The following is a 16191-nucleotide window of genomic DNA, read 5'->3' on the forward strand; positions in this document are numbered from 1 at the left end:
CTATGAAACGTATCAGAACTGTGATCAGCCAGTTGGGAGGAATAGGTGCTGCGCTGTTGTTCAGTTCGACTGCGGCTGGCCTGACACAGAACATTAGCGCAGTGTTCACGCCGGACCCCAGCAACCCGTTTGTGAACCAGTTTCGTAATACAACGCCCATCAGTTCTATTTGCGAGTCTCATATTCCAAACCAGTGCAAGGCGTTGAATATCTTCAGCCTGCGGGAGTGGAACTTTGAGGCGTTATCCAACGGGCCGATCCTGGCCAACCATGAGAATGACCGCCAGGGCTATTACGTAAAAGTGCCGTCCGAGTGGCGGGATGTGCTGGTGACGCATAGCAGAACCGGGGAAGTCGAGACCGTACAGATGCGTATTGCCGGGCTCGGTGGCGTTTGGACTGCGGCCAATCCGCCGGGGAGCGTGGCTTGGGCGCAACCTGGAGGTGGCTGGCAGGCTCAATGGGTAAACGCCCCGAGCCCGTGCCGAAGCACAGGTCACCTTAGGTTTACTAGTTCCTCTGCCACGTATTTCTGGCTGGTCCCTGAAGGAGCAGGCGCCTGTGGTCGCAAGCCCTCGCTGGATATCCCCAGGTTGCGCCTGTTCCAACTCGAGTATGCCTATGAGCTTAAAACCCCCAATCCGCTAGGCATGTCCAGTGGCGAATACTCTGGCAGCCTCACCTACACCATGGGGCCTGGGGGGGATTATGACTTCGGCGATGTGCTGATTCCGTCGGACAACCAACTGACCTTCAACTTCGCCCTGGAGGTGCAACACCAACTCCAGGTGGAAGTCCCCCCCGGCGGCAATCGTGTCGAGCTGGTGCCCCAGGGCGGCTGGCAAGCCTGGTTGAACCGGGGCCGCAAGCCGGCGCGGTTGTTCCGTGACCAGACCTTCAATATCTCCGCGTCGTCGCGTTTCAAGATGCAGATGGCCTGCGAACGGGTCATCGGCGACACCTGTGCCTTGAGAAACACCACCGACGGTCACGAAGTGCCGGTGGATGTCAGCGTCAGCCTGCCCCATGGCCTGAGTCGTGACGACGGAGGGGCAGTGAGTCGCCAGCCATTGCTGTTGAGCGGTGTGGGCACCGAGTTGTTTCAACCGGGGTTCTACGTCAACCGCCGGCCCGGCACCCTGCATTTCGAGGTCAAGAAAGACTACGCCGACCAGATGCTGGAGCGGGGCGGCAGTACCTACTCGGGCCAGGTCACGGTGGTCTGGGATTCGCAAGTATGAGGTGCTGTCCGTGGTGCAAAGCTGTTGGGGTCGAGAGATGAACGTATTAACACGGATAGGACGGTGCGTTGCCGCCTATACGCTATTAGCATTGCTGGCCATGCCCGTCATGGCGGTACAAATGAACATCCAGGCTGAGTTTCGGCCGGACCCTGCAAACCCGCATTTGAATAAGTTCGAGAATAAAACCCCGAGCGTTGGTTACTGCCTGGGGTTTCCCGCGCAATGTGCCGCCTTGAATCTATTCAGTCTCAGGGCCAGCATCTCGGCTAATTCCACTGGGCCGATTGCCGCTTTTCATACGGATCCACGGCAAGGCGCAATGTTTAAAGTGCCGACGCAGTGGCAGGACCTGACCGTCATCCATCGACAGACCCAAGAAGTGGAAACGGTCAGGGTCCGGATAATGGGGGTTGGATCAACGTATGGGGTACCGAACCTGGTCAGCCTGGTCGGCGGGGGCGTGACCCCGTTGCAGGCGCATGGGCTGTTATGGACCGGTTCCAGCTGGGTGTACCCACCGAGGTCTTGCCTGGGCACCGGGATCAGTGCGTATGGGTCGATTTCGTATACATTTTTCTGGAGAACCCCGCTTGACTCGCTCTGTGCCAAACAGGCCAGGTTCGATATTCCCAGCATGCGCTACAACTACCTGGAGTTTGCCTACGAACTCAGCACGCCTAACCCTTTAGGCATGTCTTCAGGGGAGTACACCGGTAGTCATCAATACACCGTGGGCCCCGGGCAGGATTTTGATTTGGGCAACCTGATGATGCCCAGCAGCCCGACGCTGACCCTGAACTTCACCCTGTCTGTACAGCATGAGCTCAAAGTCGAAGTCCCGCCCGGGGCAAACCGTATCGAACTGGTGCCCCAGGGCGGCTGGCAGGCCTGGCTGAACCAGGGACGCAAGCCTGCACGGCTGTTCCGTGACCAGACCTTCAACGTCTCGGCCTCGTCGCGTTTCAAGATGCAAATGAGCTGCGAGCGGATCATCGGTGACACCTGTGCCTTGAAAAACACCACCGACGGCCACGAAGTGCCGCTGGATGTCAGCGTCAGCCTGCCCCACGGCCTGACCCGGGCGGATGGCGCCGGCGTGAGCCGCCAGCCGCTGCTGCTCAGCGGTGCCGGTACTGAACTGTTCCAGCCAGGCTTCTACATCAACCGCCGGCCCGGCACCTTGCATTTCGAGGTCAAGAAAGACTACGCCGACCAGATGCTCAGTCGTGGCGGCACCACCTATTCGGGCCAGGTCACGGTGGTCTGGGATTCGGAACTCTAAATGAGGTTTATGGCAATGAAACATCTGTTGGCGCTGTGTGCGCTGTGCTGGTTGCCGCTGTCGGCCCCGGCCGCTCCCAATATCAATGTGGGGGTGTTCTATGACTATCTGGATGGCGACAAGACGACCTACCTCAAGCGGGTCTTCAATGGCGGTGACAGCACCGCCTTTATCAAGGTCTCGGTGATGGAAATCCTCTACAACGCCGATGGCAGCTCCGAAGAAGTCGAGCTCAAGAGCAACCCCGAGAACACCGCCCGCGATGGCCTGATGGCCACGCCGGCGCGGATGATTGTCCCGGCCAATGGCATGCAGGGCACGCGGTTGTTGTACCTGGGGGCGCGGGACAAAGAGCGCTATTTCCGCCTGCGTTTCGTACCGGTGATGCCCGAGGCCGAGGATGAGTTTGTGGTTTCCAGTGAGGAGCGCGAAGCCTACAAAAACAGCCTGTCGGCCGGGGTCACGGTATTGGCGGGGTTTGGCACGGTGTTCTTCGTGCGGCCCAAGGACACGCGCTTTGCCACGCGGGTAGAGGAGCGCGCCGGTGAATATGGGCTGCGCAACGACGGTAACAGCGTGGTGGTGGTGGATCAGTTCAAGGACTGCGCCAGCGGCGATGCCCAGGACTGCCTGCCGGTGACCAAGAACCACATCCTGCCGGGGCGTGCTTTCAGCTTTTCCAAGCAGGCCGGGCGAACCTATCGCTTCACCCTGGTCGAGGGCCGCGAGAAACAACCCTATGAGGTCAAAGGCTGATGAACCGTGAGAAGGCCCATGCTGCCCGTTATCGGTCGGGCAAGTTGTCCAAATTCATCCTGGGGACGTTGTTGCTGCTCGGTGCGGCCTTGCTCAGCGCCCAGGCCCTGGCGATCCGTGAAGAGCAGGTGTTCGACGTGTCGGTCACCATCCCGACCGCCGACTTTTATGTAGTGCCGATCAACTCGCAGTTTCTGGAGCGCGAGCAGGAAATGGCCTGGAACCTGGTGACCAGGACCCTCAAGCCCCTGCGCGAACACTTCGACGTGAAGAACAGCGCCGGCGGGATTGTCGCCCGCCTGGGCCAACTGCCCACCTTGTCCAACGGCCGGCGCCAGATCCTGCTGAATGTCTCGTTCAACGGCCAATGGCTGGACCTAGCGGACAGCCTGGTGGTGCCCGCCGATGAAGCGCGGGCCGGCAAGCGGGTGCTGTTGGAAATTGCCGCCGTAGAGCCCCCGGACGGCTATGTCCCGGGTGACTATTTTGGCAGCGTGCATCTGATCTTCGACGCGTTGCTACCGTAAACAACGAGGTGCTTATGAAATACCTGTATGCAGCACTGGGCCTGTGCCTGTGGTCCCTGAATGTCCAGGCGGGCCCGGCCATCAATGTCGGCGATTTCTACGACTACATGAACGCCGATAAAAACACCTACCTCAAGCGCGTGTTCAATGGCGGGACCAGCACCGCCTTCGTCAAGGTCAATATCACCGAAATGCTCTACAAACCCGATGGCAGCTATGACGAGGTGCCGCTCAAGGACCAGGCCAATGGCGTGGTGCGCGATGGCCTGATGGCCAGCCCGGCGCGCCTGATCGTGCCGGCCAATGCCATGCAGAGCACGCGCTTCCTGTTTATGGGCGAGCGCGACCGTGAACGCTACTTCCGCGTGCGTTACCTGCCGGTGGCGCCGGAGAAGGACGATGACTTCGGCATCAACGAGGAAGACCGCGCCGCCTATGAAGCCTCCCTGGCGGCGGGCGTGCGGGTGATGTCCGGCTACGGCACGGTGTTCTTCGTGCGGCCTACCGAAAGCCGTTTCGACACCCGCGTCGAAAACGGCGGCCGGCGCTACACCTTGCGCAATGCTGGCAACACCGTGGTGGTGGTGGATGAGTTCCAGGATTGTGCCGTGGGCGACCGCAGCGATTGTGCGCCGATCACCAAGAACCACATCTTCCCGGGCCGGGTGTTTTCTTTCGATAAACAGGCCGGGCGCATCTATCGGTTCTTCCTGGTGGAAGGCACTAGCGAGAAAGTGATCGAGATCAACGGCTAAACCCATGTCGGCGCGAGCGTGCTCACGAAGCTTCCCGCGTTATCGTTGCACGCGGCACAAGGTCTGGCTGCCCGGTTGCAGGAAGGGCGTGAGTACCGGCGCCATGCCCTTGAGGACCTGCACCGGCAGGGCCGAGGTAAAGGTGAAGTTCTGCGCCGAGCTGCCGGGGACGAAGGCGGTCAGGGTGCCAAAGTGGCGCTCGCCGATGTAGAACACAAAGGTCGCAGTGCGGTTGATGGCCTTGGAACTGAGGACCCGGCCACCGGCACCGATGGCTTCGAGGCGGTTATCACCGGTGCCGGTCTTGCCGCCCATGGCCAGTGGCGTGCCGTCGGCCAGCTTGAAACTGCCGGCCACGCGCTTGGCGGTCCCGGCATCCACCACCTGGGACAGTGCCTCGCGCAGGGCCTGGGCGACTGCGCTGGGCATCACCCGCTTGCCGCGAGCGGGGTCGTTGACCAGGCGGGTTTCATACGGCGTGCCGGCGGCAAAATGCAGGCTGTCGATCCGCAGCGTCGGCTGACGGATGCCGTCGTTGAGAATAATCCCCACCAGTTCTGCAAGCGCGGCCGGGCGATCGCCCGAGCTGCCGATGGCCGTGGCGAGGGACGGCACCAGATGGTCGAAGGGGTAGCCGACCTGCTGCCAGCGCTGATGGATATCGAGGAAGGCCTCGACCTCTAGCATGGTGCGGATGCGACTGTCCCGGGCGCTCTTGTGCCGGCTCTTGAACAGCCAACTGTAGACTTCCTGGCGCTCGTGCCGGCTGGCCGCGACCGCCTGGGTGAAGGTGGCATCGGGGTGCTGGAGCAGGTAGCCGAGCAGCCATAAATCCAGGGGGTGGACCTTGGCGATATAGCCCTGGTCCGGCAAGTCATAGGCCCCGGGGCCATAGGCCTGGTACAGCGTGGCGAGGCGTTCGTCAGTGAGTTTTTCGCGGGTCTGGGCGCCACCTAAGTGGGCCCGCACAAAGCGGTTGAAGCTCTGCTGGCTGGCCTGGGGCAGCAGGTAACGGTGCACGGCGGCCAGGCGGATGGCAGTGGGGTGCAGGCTGTCGAGGAAGGTGTCGAGCCGCGCCTGGGTGTTCTTGTTGCGGTATTTTTTCCAGAAACGCAGGAGAAACGTGGTGCCCTCGCGGTCGGCGAACCGGGCCAGGTATTCCTGGCGGCGCGGGTCGCTGTCGTCCTTGAGCAACTCGGCGCTGTTGTGCGGGCCCTGGTAGGTGCTGTAGCGCACCAGGTCGCGCATCAGGCGAATGAACGGCAGGTTGATCGACTCGCGCAAGGCTTCGCGCAGGGTCGGGTTGCGGCCATTGTCTTCATTGCGGAAATTATGGAAATGATGCAGGCCGCCGCCGGTGAAGAAGCTTTCGCCGGGGCTGGCGGAGTAATGCCGGTCCAGGGCGGCATCGAGCATTTTGGGCAGGCCCTGGTCGCGGTTTTGCGCCAGGTAATCCAGGGCCCAGCGTGACAGGCGGTCCTGCTCGTCGATGTGGGTTTTTTGCAGGGCGGCGGGGGTTTGCCCGGCGTAGCGGCCGTGCAGTTCACTGATGATTTGCAGGTAAGTGGTCAGCACCCGCAACTTGGCGGTGGAGCCCAGCTCCAGCTTGCTGCTCTCGTTGAGGTCGAATGGCTGGTCAGTGTTGTCGGTCTGCACCCGGACCCGGGCGCCGTCTGCGGTCATCTCGTACAGGGTGAAGCTGTAGCGTACTTGCGCGGTGCTGGCGGGGGTCAACAGGCGTGGGCCGAGCAGCCCGAGCTGGCCGGCGAAGGCCGGGTCGGCCAGGTGCTTGAGGTACGCGGTGGCCTGGGTTTGCAGGTCGCTTTGCAGGGTGCTGGTGGCGGCCAGGTCGAGGCGGTCGAGGTCGTACAGCGGGCGATCGAGCAGGGCGGCCAGGCGGCTGCGGGCAACGCTGATGCCCTTGTTGGTCTCGATCGGCTGCAGCGTTGGTTGCTGCTGCCAATCGCGGTAGCTCACCGTGCTGGCCAGTGCAGCCTTGGCCAGCGCCGGGTCGATTACCGTGTTTTGCGCCAGCAGGCGGATATGGCTGTCGGTCAGGCTCGCCAGTTCATCCCGGCCCTTGGACAGATAGTGGGAAGGCCGGCGCTGGGCAATCATCAGGGACAACACCTCACGCAGGGCCAAGCCTTTGAGCGCGAGGTTGTTGGCGGTGTGGTCGTTGAGCAAGGTATTGGTCTGGTTGAAGTCGGCGCCGTACCACACGCGCAGGCCCTCGGCCATGCCGTGCACCTCGCCGTGGCCGGGCACGGCGGACAGCGGCACGCTATTGAGGTAGTCGCGCACGATGTCTTGCCGGGCCGCCAGCGTCTGCGGGCCGCCCTGGTAGGTGCGCACACTGGCGGAAATCATCTGGCGGATTTTCTCGCCGCCGGACAGCGTCAGCCCCTCGGGGGAGTGACGATACTTCTCCAGCTGGGTGGCCAGGGTACTGCCGCCCGCTGTCTGGCCCGGCAGGTGCAGCCAGCGCGCCAGTTGCGACCAGGCCGCCTTGGCAAAACGCGGCCAGTCCACGGCGGGGTTGGCCTGGGGCTGGGCCGGGTCCAGCAGGTCGCGGTTTTCGATAAACAGCAGGCTGTCGACCACCACGGGTGGGATGGCGGCAAAGCTTGGATAAAACTGTTGCGGGTAACGGTATTGGTACAGTGCCTGGGCGCGGCAATCGGTGATCGACAGGCCGGCCTGGATCTTCTCGCGATAGGGCACGAACAGGCCATGGCCGGTGTAGTCGAGCAGGGCCGTAGAGAACTGCGCCTGCTGCTCGACCCGGTAATTGCGCTTGAGCAAGCGCGGCAGGAACTCCCCCAGCGCGCTGTAGCCCAGGCGTTTGTCGAAGGGGCCGTTGCCGGGGTAGACAATGGCGTCGCTGGGGCCGGGCCGCACCTGATAGGTCAAGGTGGCCGCGAACCGGCTGAGTTCACGGGCCTGCCATGTGGATGTACGCATTTCTCGAGAGGCGGCATAAGCCAGTGCCAGCACGCCCATCAGCAGCAACAGCCACAACAGGCGCCAGGCAAAGCGCGGCTTGCGGGGGTTTTGGGGCAATGGCGGTTCATCCGTGCTGTCGGTTGGCACCGCAGCCTGGGTCGAATCGGTTTGCCAGAGAGCGCCCATAGTCGATTGATCCATTCACGCAGATTGATCGCACTTGCCTGAAGCTTAGCCGCTGATTGGCGCCCGCAAGGAATTTGTCTGCGCACGGACCACGCAGCCCATAACCGACGACCACTGCGGCCTGGGTTGACGGCGAAGTACCGTTCTAGAGCCCTTGCAATTGGTAAATGCGACTAGGGTAGGGGCATGACGCTGCACCATGGCTGTGCAATACTCGCCGCCGTTTTCCGCGGAGAATGGCGATCCGGGCAGATATTGCGCCGCCGTCATATCGGCTTTTGCCGAGAGTTCTCGCTGAATATTGCCGTTTATTGAGTGAAAAGCTCTGTAGCGGGCTTTTTATACTGCATACCCGCTGATCTGGCCGGTTTTTCCTGTCAGACGGATCTGCCCATAAGGCAGGTCCGGTTACCGAGGCGTACGAGCCCACCCGCTGGTACGCCTGATACTCGGTGGTTCAATCCAATAACAAAATGAGGTTGTACCCCTATGCCTGCTGGCAACCACCTGCCCCACGGCGAGACCGCTTCAGGCGGCCCGCTCAAACGCGAACTCGGCGAACGGCATATTCGCTTGATGGCGCTCGGCGCCTGTATCGGTGTCGGCCTGTTCCTTGGCTCGGCCAAGGCCATCGAAATGGCCGGCCCGGCAATCATGCTGTCGTACATCATCGGCGGCCTGGCGATCCTGGTGATCATGCGCGCCCTTGGCGAGATGGCTGTGCATAACCCGGTGGCCGGCTCCTTCAGCCGCTACGCCCAGGACTACCTCGGCCCGTTGGCGGGCTTTCTGACCGGCTGGAACTACTGGTTCCTGTGGCTGGTGACCTGTGTGGCGGAAATCACGGCGGTGGCCGTGTACATGGGCGTCTGGTTCCCCGATACGCCACGCTGGATCTGGGCCCTGGCCGCCCTGCTCAGCATGGGCACCATCAACCTGATCGCCGTGAAGGCCTTTGGTGAGTTCGAGTTCTGGTTCGCCCTGATCAAGATCGTCACCATCATTGCCATGGTCATTGGCGGCGTCGGCATCATTGCCTTTGGCTTTGGCAACGACGGCGTGGCGCTGGGGATTTCCAACCTGTGGACCCATGGCGGCTTTATGCCCAATGGTGTGCAGGGGGTGTTGATGTCCCTGCAAATGGTGATGTTCGCCTACCTGGGCGTGGAAATGATCGGCCTGACCGCCGGTGAAGCGAAGAACCCACAGAAGACCATCCCCAATGCCATTGGCTCGGTGTTCTGGCGCATCCTGCTGTTCTACGTCGGTGCGTTGTTCGTGATCCTGTCGATCTACCCGTGGAATGAGATCGGCACCCAGGGCAGCCCGTTTGTGATGACCTTCGAGCGCCTGGGCATCAAGACCGCCGCCGGTATCATCAACTTCGTGGTGATCACCGCTGCGTTGTCGTCGTGCAACGGCGGGATCTTCAGCACCGGGCGCATGCTCTACAGCCTGGCGCAGAACGGCCAGGCCCCGGCGACCTTCGGCACCACCTCCAGCAATGGCGTACCGCGCAATGCGCTGCTGTTGTCGATCTTCGCCTTGCTGTTGGGCGTGCTGCTCAACTACCTGGTGCCGGACAAAGTCTTTGTGTGGGTCACGTCCATCGCCACCTTCGGCGCGATCTGGACCTGGGTGATGATCCTGCTGGCCCAGCTCAAGTTCCGCAAAAGCCTGAGCCCCGCCGAGCAGAAAGCCCTGAAGTATCGCATGTGGCTGTATCCGGTCAGTTCGTACCTGGCCCTGGCATTCCTGGTACTGGTGGTGGGCCTGATGGCGTACTTCCCGGATACCCGCGTGGCGCTGTATGTCGGGCCGGTGTTCCTGCTGTTCCTGACCGTGCTGTTCTACGTGTTCAAGCTGCAACCGACCCAGGCCGGCCAGGGTTCCCAGCGTTCGGCATAACCTCTTGACGCCTGGCCTGCCTGTTTTGCGACAGGCAGGCCAACACCGGCTCAGACATGCAGCAACGTCCGTTGCGTGCCCTCGGTCAACTGGCGCACCAGCCGGTTGTGTTCGTTCGTTTCCTCATCGGCCAGCAACTGGCGCCGCTCTAGATACTCCTGCGAACGGTGGTCTGACACTTCCTGATCCAGCACATTGACCTTGTAGGTGATGGTGCCCTTGACGGTGAAAAAGGCCTCCGGCTCGCTGCTGGCCAGATACTCGATCCAGAACTCAGTCATCAGGATCGCCTCCTGTAGGGCCGCTGATCGACCGAGGCGCTGCAGGGTTCTGCGTGCGTCACCGACCACCTCGTCGGTGACATAGTCATCAACGGTGTACAGCAGATCCAGTGGGTAAAACGGCAAGTTGAATTCACCGGCCAGTTTGCTGCGCAGGTACACGGTGACCTCGGCCGGATCGACTTCCAGCCCGGCCCGCTCGCGTGCAAGCACGAACTGGTCGGCAAAGTGATCCAGCTGATTGAGGTAGAAGCAGCTCTTGGCCAGCTCCAGCAAGGTGCGGTCGGCCAGGTAGCTCCTGGGCTGTAGCTTGGCCTGATGGATACGGTGATGCAGCTCCATATTGGTAAAGGCCAGCAGCACACTGTCGCCACAGTTGCCGGAACCGTAGGTGTTGAGGCAGACCGTGTTGCGCAACTGCGTTGACTCGCCCATGGCGATCAGCAGGGTCCAGACCCGCTCGGTCAGGCGTATTCTGGAGGCGGTGTTGCGGTAGGCATGGGTCCTCTTCAAATCACGCAGCACCCGGAACACATCATCGGCACTTGCTGTTTCATTGGCTTTCAACTGCTCCCACAGTTGTCGACGTGCCGCCACGTCGTCAGCCGCAACGCCTGTCAGCCAAGTGTCGAGATCATTGGCCATTGCCGGGGCGTGGGCGGGTGTCTGCAACTGCCCGCCCAGGCGAATACCGGTGCTGAGGCGGTAGGCGTCGATGCTGGCCAGGGTCTCGGCGGACAGTGGGTTTTCGTGCAGCAGGGTATTGCGATTGGCCGTTTGCAACCAGGGGTTGGTGAAGACCTCGTCGGGAATGGTGGTGATCGCATTGGCCTGCAAGTGCAGTTCCACCAGGCGCGGCAGTGCGCTGGCGCCGATGGGCCATTGCGTGATGCCGGTATTGGCCAGACGTAGCGTATCCAAGTGCACCATCCGGCTGACATCCGGCACGAGGCTCAGGTCCGGGTTGTCGTTCAGGTCCAGTTTCTGCAGGTTGACCATGCCTGCCAGGCGTTGCACGGACTCTGCGGTCAACCGCAGGTCGTTGTCGTTCAGGTCAAGGTGGGTGAGGCTGGTCATCTCGGTGATCGCACTGGGCAGTTCGGCCAGGCGACAATCGAGGCGCAGGGCCTTGAGCTGGGTGAATTTGGCCAGGAACTGCGGCCCCGAGTCGGGGAAAGCATTACCGGAAATACGCAGGTATTGAATGTGATTGAAGCCGCTGGTGCCCGCCAGGAAGGAGGCCGGCGGCAAGCCCTCGTCGTCCAGTTGCAGCTCCAGGGACGGCACGTTGAACAGCCCGGCAATGTAGAACGTGGCGTTTTCGCGGCGCCATGCACTGCGCAGTTGGTAGGCGATATGCCGGCGCCTGCCGCGGTTGATGCCCAGGGGGTCGTTGAGTTCGTTGTCGGCCGGGGTCAGAGTTTCGCTCCAGCGCGACAGCTCCACATCCATGGCCTGATACTCGGCCTGGCGGCGTTCCAGCTCGAGCAGTTTTTCCGGGTCAGTCATGTTCAATGACTGCAAGAAACGCCGGGCGTCATCATTATTGAAATGGGGGTAGAGCTCCTGGGTCTTGGCCACCAGGTCCGGTGGCCGGGGCCCACGAAACGGCCAGATGCGCTGCCAGAGCGGATACACCAGGAACGAGCGGTCCAGGCCCATGGCCGGTTGCATCCAGGGTTGCAGATGCGGGATATCCAGCAGGCCCTTGATTTCTACGCGGCGGGCGAAGGCCAGTTCGGCGAGCTGGTGGTGTAAATCGATGATGCCGGCTTCAGTGTCCACCTCAAGGCTGACCTGCTCGGCGGTAGACAAGGTACTGAGAATGACCCGCAGCAACCTGATCGAGGGTTGGCCCAGGCGCGCACCCTGCTGGTCGTAGGCTTGATAACCGCGATTGGTCCGGGCCACGGTCTTGCGTGATGAACCGACCAACGACCCCGCCGTTTCCAGCAAGCGCCCCTGGTTGTCCCGTTCACGGATATCGATACGCAGGTTGCTTGGCCATGCGGGTAGGGAGCGGAGCAGGTACAGAGTAATCCGGTCGCTGTCGGCATTGGCGCAGGCGTCTACAAACAGGCCTTCAAAGGCACGATTGAGGCGCAAGTCGTGGGCACTCAGGCGCGCCTGTTCATGAAGGCGCAGGCTCAACTGGTCTTTCTCATGCAACTGTTTGAGCTCGCGCGACGTGGCGTGGCCGAGAATCGCCTTGACCGTACTGTTGGGCAACTCCGGGTGCTTGGCCTTGAAACGGCGTTCTTGCGCGGTGCCGTCGGACTCGCTGCGCAGGTACAAGGATTGCAGGATTTGCGTGCGCTCCCGGTCGGTGTATTCAACGATCCGGGTAATCAACTGGAACAGGCGCTGTTCCTGGGTCTTGGGCAGCTCACCGAGCAGAGCCTGGGCCAGGTCGTCATCGCTGACGAGTTTGTCCAGGAGCCCGGAGCTCTCCAGGTCCTGGTCGGTGGCACTCACCACCTGGGCGTCGGGCCGATGCCGGGCGGGGTATCTGAGGGGCGTGTCCCGGCCGGCAACTTCCAGAACGTGGCTGTCGGGCCAACCGGGCAGGCTGGAGATCACCAGCAACAGCAGGTTCGGGTGGGCGAAGGGGGCATGGGTGGACAGCTCATACATCGCCTCGATAAACCGGTTGATTTCCTGGTCGAGGCGCAAACGCTTGCAGGTATCGGCCAGTAGTGGCGGCGACGGCCGGCCGCTTCGGTGTATCTGGCGCAACACATGGGGCGGGGTGTCGGTCAGGGCCAGAATGGTTTTGGCGGTGTTCTTGGGGAGCGCATAGTGGTCGCCCCCGAGGCGATAGAGCAGGCTGTGATCGTCCCACCCCATGGGATTTTCGCTGGACAGGCGCCACGCCCCATGACCGTTGTGCTCCAGGGTCGGGGTGTCGACGCCGATTTTTTGCGGGTGCTTGAGCCGCCATTTGAAAGCCCGGTTGTCATAGACAATCCGGTACCAGGAGCCGAACAGGGGCAGGTAATGGTCGCCTTCAAGGGGGAACAGGCCGAGGGCGTCGGGCTGCAGCTTTTGTGGTAGGGCCAGGGTGTGCTCGTATTGTGCCAGTGAGCCGCTGGCCAGCCTGACAAAGCCTTCCGGGCCGCGCTGGTGGCTCATGTAGTCGCCCAGGGTGGTGCGCAGGCCCATGGCGTCGGTTGCGCTGGCCATGCCCAAGCGTTGTCGCTCATGGGGTTGCAGGACCGAACCGATGGCCAGGTAGAAACTGTCCACTGCTGGTGATACGGCAATCGTGCCGGCATTGCGCATGTCATAGGCCTCATAGACGCCCTCGCCGAAGTGGCGCAACTCCACGGTGAGGTCATCCGGGCCACTGGAGCGATAGGGCTTGGCAATGGCCCCCGCGAGCACTTCGGTGATGACGAAGTGGCGCTTGAGGCGGCGGCGGATCAACGCCGAGGCGAACTCCCGGCCCCATTGATCGGCATCGTTGTTGAACTGTCGGGGGTGATACAGCGCGTCGATGGCGGCGTCGATGCGCAGGGCGGTGCGGTGGTTATCCAAGCGTTCAAAAAAGGCCACCGGCAATACCCCTTCTTGCAGGTAGGCCTGCTGTTGGCGCGGGGTCAGCGGATGCTGTTCCAGCAGCCGCACCAGCAGGGCCGGTGACAGTGGGCTGTTGAGGTCACGCAGCTTTTTCAGAAAAGGCGTGACGGCAACCGGCGACTCCGATGCCTTGACCGGTAGGAAGCGCCTGACGCTGGGCGGTGGCAGTTGCTCGCTTTTTTCATAACCGGCGTAACTCACCAGCGCGGCGAACAGGGCCAGGCGTTCACGCCGCGCCAAGTCTACGATGGCACGGCGTACCGCCATGATCCGCTGTGTGGGCGTGGCATCGGCTTGGGTCGCCAGACCCAGTTGCGAGGTATCGGGTTGCAGGCTGATGACCAGGCCCAACAAGGGGTCGGCGCGATAGGGCGGTGGGCTGCGATCCTGTTCGGCCTGGTAGCTGCCGTCTTCGTTACGGATGATCGTAAGGGTCGTGGTCTCGGGCATCGGCGGTACGGTCTTGCCGAAGGTTTCGATCACGCTGTGTTGTGGGTCGCTGATGCTCAGCAGGGTCGCGGCGGGCCATTCGGGCAACTGGGTGAGCAGGCAGAGCACCACACTGTCGCCATAGGGCGGCAAGTAGCCGGCTTGATCAAAGTGCTCGATGATCTGTTGGATCATCTGGTCGGCCTGCAGGCGCCGCACGCCTTCGATCAGGTTCAGGGGGGCCGGTTCGCCGCGCCAGACATTTTCCAGGGCGATGCGGGAGGTGGCGGTGCTGCGCAGCATGCGCTCCAGGTCGAGCACGGGGATGATCGACGAACCATTGGGCAGCATCCGTTGCAGCAACTGGGTATCTGACAGGGCCCGGGCGTCATGCAGGTCGAAGGTCCAGGCCTGCAGTGCCGGATCCAGCACAATCGGGGGCTTGTAGGGGCTGCGACTGTTCTTGAGCACGTAGCGCTGATGGTGTTGGTCGTGGGTGACCTCTGCTACCAGGGTCTGGTGTTCGTGGTGCAGCTTGACGTATTGCTTGCCTTGCACCGTGAACACGCACAGGGCATCGGGGTTTTGCCCTTCAAGCAGGTATTGCTGGTCGTGGGCGTAGGGGCGGGCGTCGGGTTTCCACAATTCATCCACGCCGTCGGGGCGCGTGACTTTGCGTGGGTTGCCCAGCCGCCGCAGGTGCTCCAGCATGCGCTGGCGATGGGCGCTGCCGGCGACGCTGATCAAGCGCCCGCTGATGGCCAGGTCGGCGACATCCGTCAGGGTCTGGGCGAAGCTGCTGGCGTCGCCCTTGACGGCTTCATTCAGGCCCACGCTGACGCTGTAGGTCATGCTGCCCAGCACCGCCAGTTGCATGCCCCGGTTCATCCCCGTGACCCCGCCGGGCAGCGGGGTGAGCAGCAGTTGCAGGATTTCGGAGGCGATGGCGGCGGTGGCGTCCTTGACGGCTTGCCAGTCGGCCTCGGAGCGGGTGTTGGCCAGGGTGTCCATATCGGCCTGGCAGCGTTGGATCTGGCGATAGGTCAGGACTTGCAGGATGGTTTTGGCAGGGCCGGAGGGTGGGTCGGTGGCGAAGCGAATATCGTTGAGCGTCTGTTCCGGGAAGGCTTTGTGAAAGCCGTCATACAGGAGCCCGCCCAGCCAGCTCATGCCCTCGGGACGTGGTTCCTGGGTCAGTAAGGACTTGAACACCGACAGGCCCACCAGCGGCAATTGTCGGGAGAACCAGCCCAGGTCGCCTTGCTGGTGACTGTCGAGCAACTGCTGGCGGAAGTCGGCTTCGGCCGAACGGGCGTCGCTGTGGTAGCGAAATGCGCCGCCGGGGCGGAAAGGGAAATATGACAGCACCCCGAGGCTGGCCACCCTGATCAGCAGCAAGGGCACTGGAATCGCACTTTCCCAGGGTACGAAGGGCACGGCGATCAGGGGGGTGACGCCGCCGGTCAAGCTCAGGCTGTCGACAGGCAGTTGCGGGCCGCTGCCGTCGAGCGATGCCCTGAGGCTGTTGTACACCACCTGGGTCAGGCCGTTTTGCGCACGGTTGCGCCAGGCGTCCAGCACGTCAAAGTGCAACAGGGCCAGCGCCGCCTCGCCCATCAACCGGCGCAACGTGCCGTTCTCGCCAAGGGCGGCCCTGATCTTCCCTTGCAATTGATGGCCCAGGTCCAGCTCACGGGCAATGGTGATGAACTCCCGGGCGCCGAGGCTGCGATCGCCGTCGGGGCCGACCACTGTGCTGGCGTCCACCAGGCTATAGCCGGAGTCCTGGCGAATGGCGGAAGTGAAGCCGAAGTTCACACAGGCCGCGTCCCACAACGACAGGCTCTTGATGTGTTCGACGTAGCGCAGATCCTGATCGGAGCGCCGGGGCAGCCTGATATGGCTGCCTGGCTGTCGCTCCCAGGGCAAGGGTTGCTCGACCTTCTCCAGGTAGGTGGTCTCGAAGCGATACTGCTCCGGGTCGCGTCCACCGATCCTGTTACGCAACTGCGCCAGGCCGCCGGCCTTGAAGGTGCGGACAAGCCGTTCCTTTTCGGTTTCAACGGCCGCCAGGGCCGTGAGGGCCTGGCGTTGCAAGTGCAGGAAACGTTGTTTTTCCTCGGTGTCCAGGCCCTCCAGGGCCTGGAGCACATTGCGCTGGATCAGCGCCAGCGCCTGTTGCTGGGCCCAAGAGGTACTCGATTGCAGATTGCCGGACAGGCCGTTGAGTAATTGATGAGTCGGCATGCGCTCTACCTTTCACGATAAGTGGAGGGCAGATGGAATCACCGCGCATGC

8 protein-coding genes are annotated in these 16191 nt (G+C 62.3%); 6 read left to right on the forward strand and 2 right to left on the reverse strand.

Translation table 11 applies throughout. The annotated features are described in order from the left end of the window. Window positions 1–2 precede the first annotated feature (2 nt). The 5 genes from AO268_RS01535 (at window position 3) to AO268_RS01555 (ending at window position 4564) form a co-directional block, all read left to right on the forward strand. Entirely contained in the window at window positions 3–1241 is a 1239-nt protein-coding gene (locus tag AO268_RS01535) for a hypothetical protein (protein ID WP_099167703.1), read from the forward strand. Window positions 1242–1878: 637 nt separating this feature from the next. Beyond that, window positions 1879–2526, forward strand: coding sequence for a hypothetical protein (locus AO268_RS32990; RefSeq protein ID WP_236309383.1), 648 nt, complete (start codon window positions 1879–1881; stop codon window positions 2524–2526). Window positions 2527–2541: 15 nt separating this feature from the next. Continuing rightward, complete coding sequence (locus tag AO268_RS01545; protein ID WP_099167705.1) at window positions 2542–3282, forward strand: pilus assembly protein; 741 nt, start codon at window positions 2542–2544, stop codon at window positions 3280–3282. Continuing rightward, window positions 3282–3809 carry a CS1 type fimbrial major subunit gene (locus AO268_RS01550; protein ID WP_141562764.1) on the forward strand — a complete coding sequence of 176 codons (528 nt, stop codon included), beginning with the start codon at window positions 3282–3284 and terminating at the stop codon, window positions 3807–3809. The genes AO268_RS01545 and AO268_RS01550 overlap by 1 nt, the downstream gene beginning before the upstream one ends. Window positions 3810–3823: 14 nt before the next feature. Next, complete coding sequence (locus AO268_RS01555; protein WP_099167706.1) at window positions 3824–4564, forward strand: pilus assembly protein; 741 nt, start codon at window positions 3824–3826, stop codon at window positions 4562–4564. A gap of 39 nt (window positions 4565–4603) precedes the next feature. Here AO268_RS01555 and AO268_RS01560 read toward each other — a convergent pair whose 3' ends face one another. Further along, entirely contained in the window at window positions 4604–7696 is a 3093-nt protein-coding gene (locus AO268_RS01560; RefSeq protein ID WP_099167707.1) for a transglycosylase domain-containing protein, read from the reverse strand. A 489-nt stretch (window positions 7697–8185) separates the two neighbouring features. Here AO268_RS01560 and AO268_RS01565 point away from each other — a divergent pair, with 489 nt between their 5' ends. Beyond that, window positions 8186–9604, forward strand: a complete 1419-nt coding sequence (locus AO268_RS01565) for an amino acid permease (protein WP_076962396.1) — start codon at window positions 8186–8188, stop codon at window positions 9602–9604. Window positions 9605–9654: 50 nt separating this feature from the next. On the opposite strand, the gene AO268_RS01570 is transcribed toward AO268_RS01565, so the two are convergent. Next, a complete protein-coding gene (locus AO268_RS01570; protein WP_099167708.1) occupies window positions 9655–16140 on the reverse strand; it encodes an NEL-type E3 ubiquitin ligase domain-containing protein in 6486 nt (2161 codons plus the stop codon). Between the last annotated feature and the right edge of the window lie 51 nt (window positions 16141–16191).

Origin of the sequence: Pseudomonas sp. ICMP 8385 (assembly GCF_002699915.1) — a bacterium.
GTDB classification, from domain to species: domain Bacteria; phylum Pseudomonadota; class Gammaproteobacteria; order Pseudomonadales; family Pseudomonadaceae; genus Aquipseudomonas; species Aquipseudomonas gessardii.

What these genes read in the sequence shown, in the direction of transcription:
- AO268_RS01535 (WP_099167703.1), top strand. Translation starts at nt 3, where the DNA reads ATGAAACGTATCAGAACTGTGATCAGCCAGTTGGGAGGAATAGGTGCT.
- AO268_RS32990 (WP_236309383.1), top strand. Translation starts at nt 1,879, where the DNA reads ATGCGCTACAACTACCTGGAGTTTGCCTACGAACTCAGCACGCCTAAC.
- AO268_RS01545 (WP_099167705.1), top strand. Translation starts at nt 2,542, where the DNA reads ATGAAACATCTGTTGGCGCTGTGTGCGCTGTGCTGGTTGCCGCTGTCG.
- AO268_RS01550 (WP_141562764.1), top strand. Translation starts at nt 3,282, where the DNA reads ATGAACCGTGAGAAGGCCCATGCTGCCCGTTATCGGTCGGGCAAGTTG.
- AO268_RS01555 (WP_099167706.1), top strand. Translation starts at nt 3,824, where the DNA reads ATGAAATACCTGTATGCAGCACTGGGCCTGTGCCTGTGGTCCCTGAAT.
- AO268_RS01560 (WP_099167707.1), bottom strand. Translation starts at nt 7,696, where the DNA reads ATGGGCGCTCTCTGGCAAACCGATTCGACCCAGGCTGCGGTGCCAACC.
- AO268_RS01565 (WP_076962396.1), top strand. Translation starts at nt 8,186, where the DNA reads ATGCCTGCTGGCAACCACCTGCCCCACGGCGAGACCGCTTCAGGCGGC.
- AO268_RS01570 (WP_099167708.1), bottom strand. Translation starts at nt 16,140, where the DNA reads ATGCCGACTCATCAATTACTCAACGGCCTGTCCGGCAATCTGCAATCG.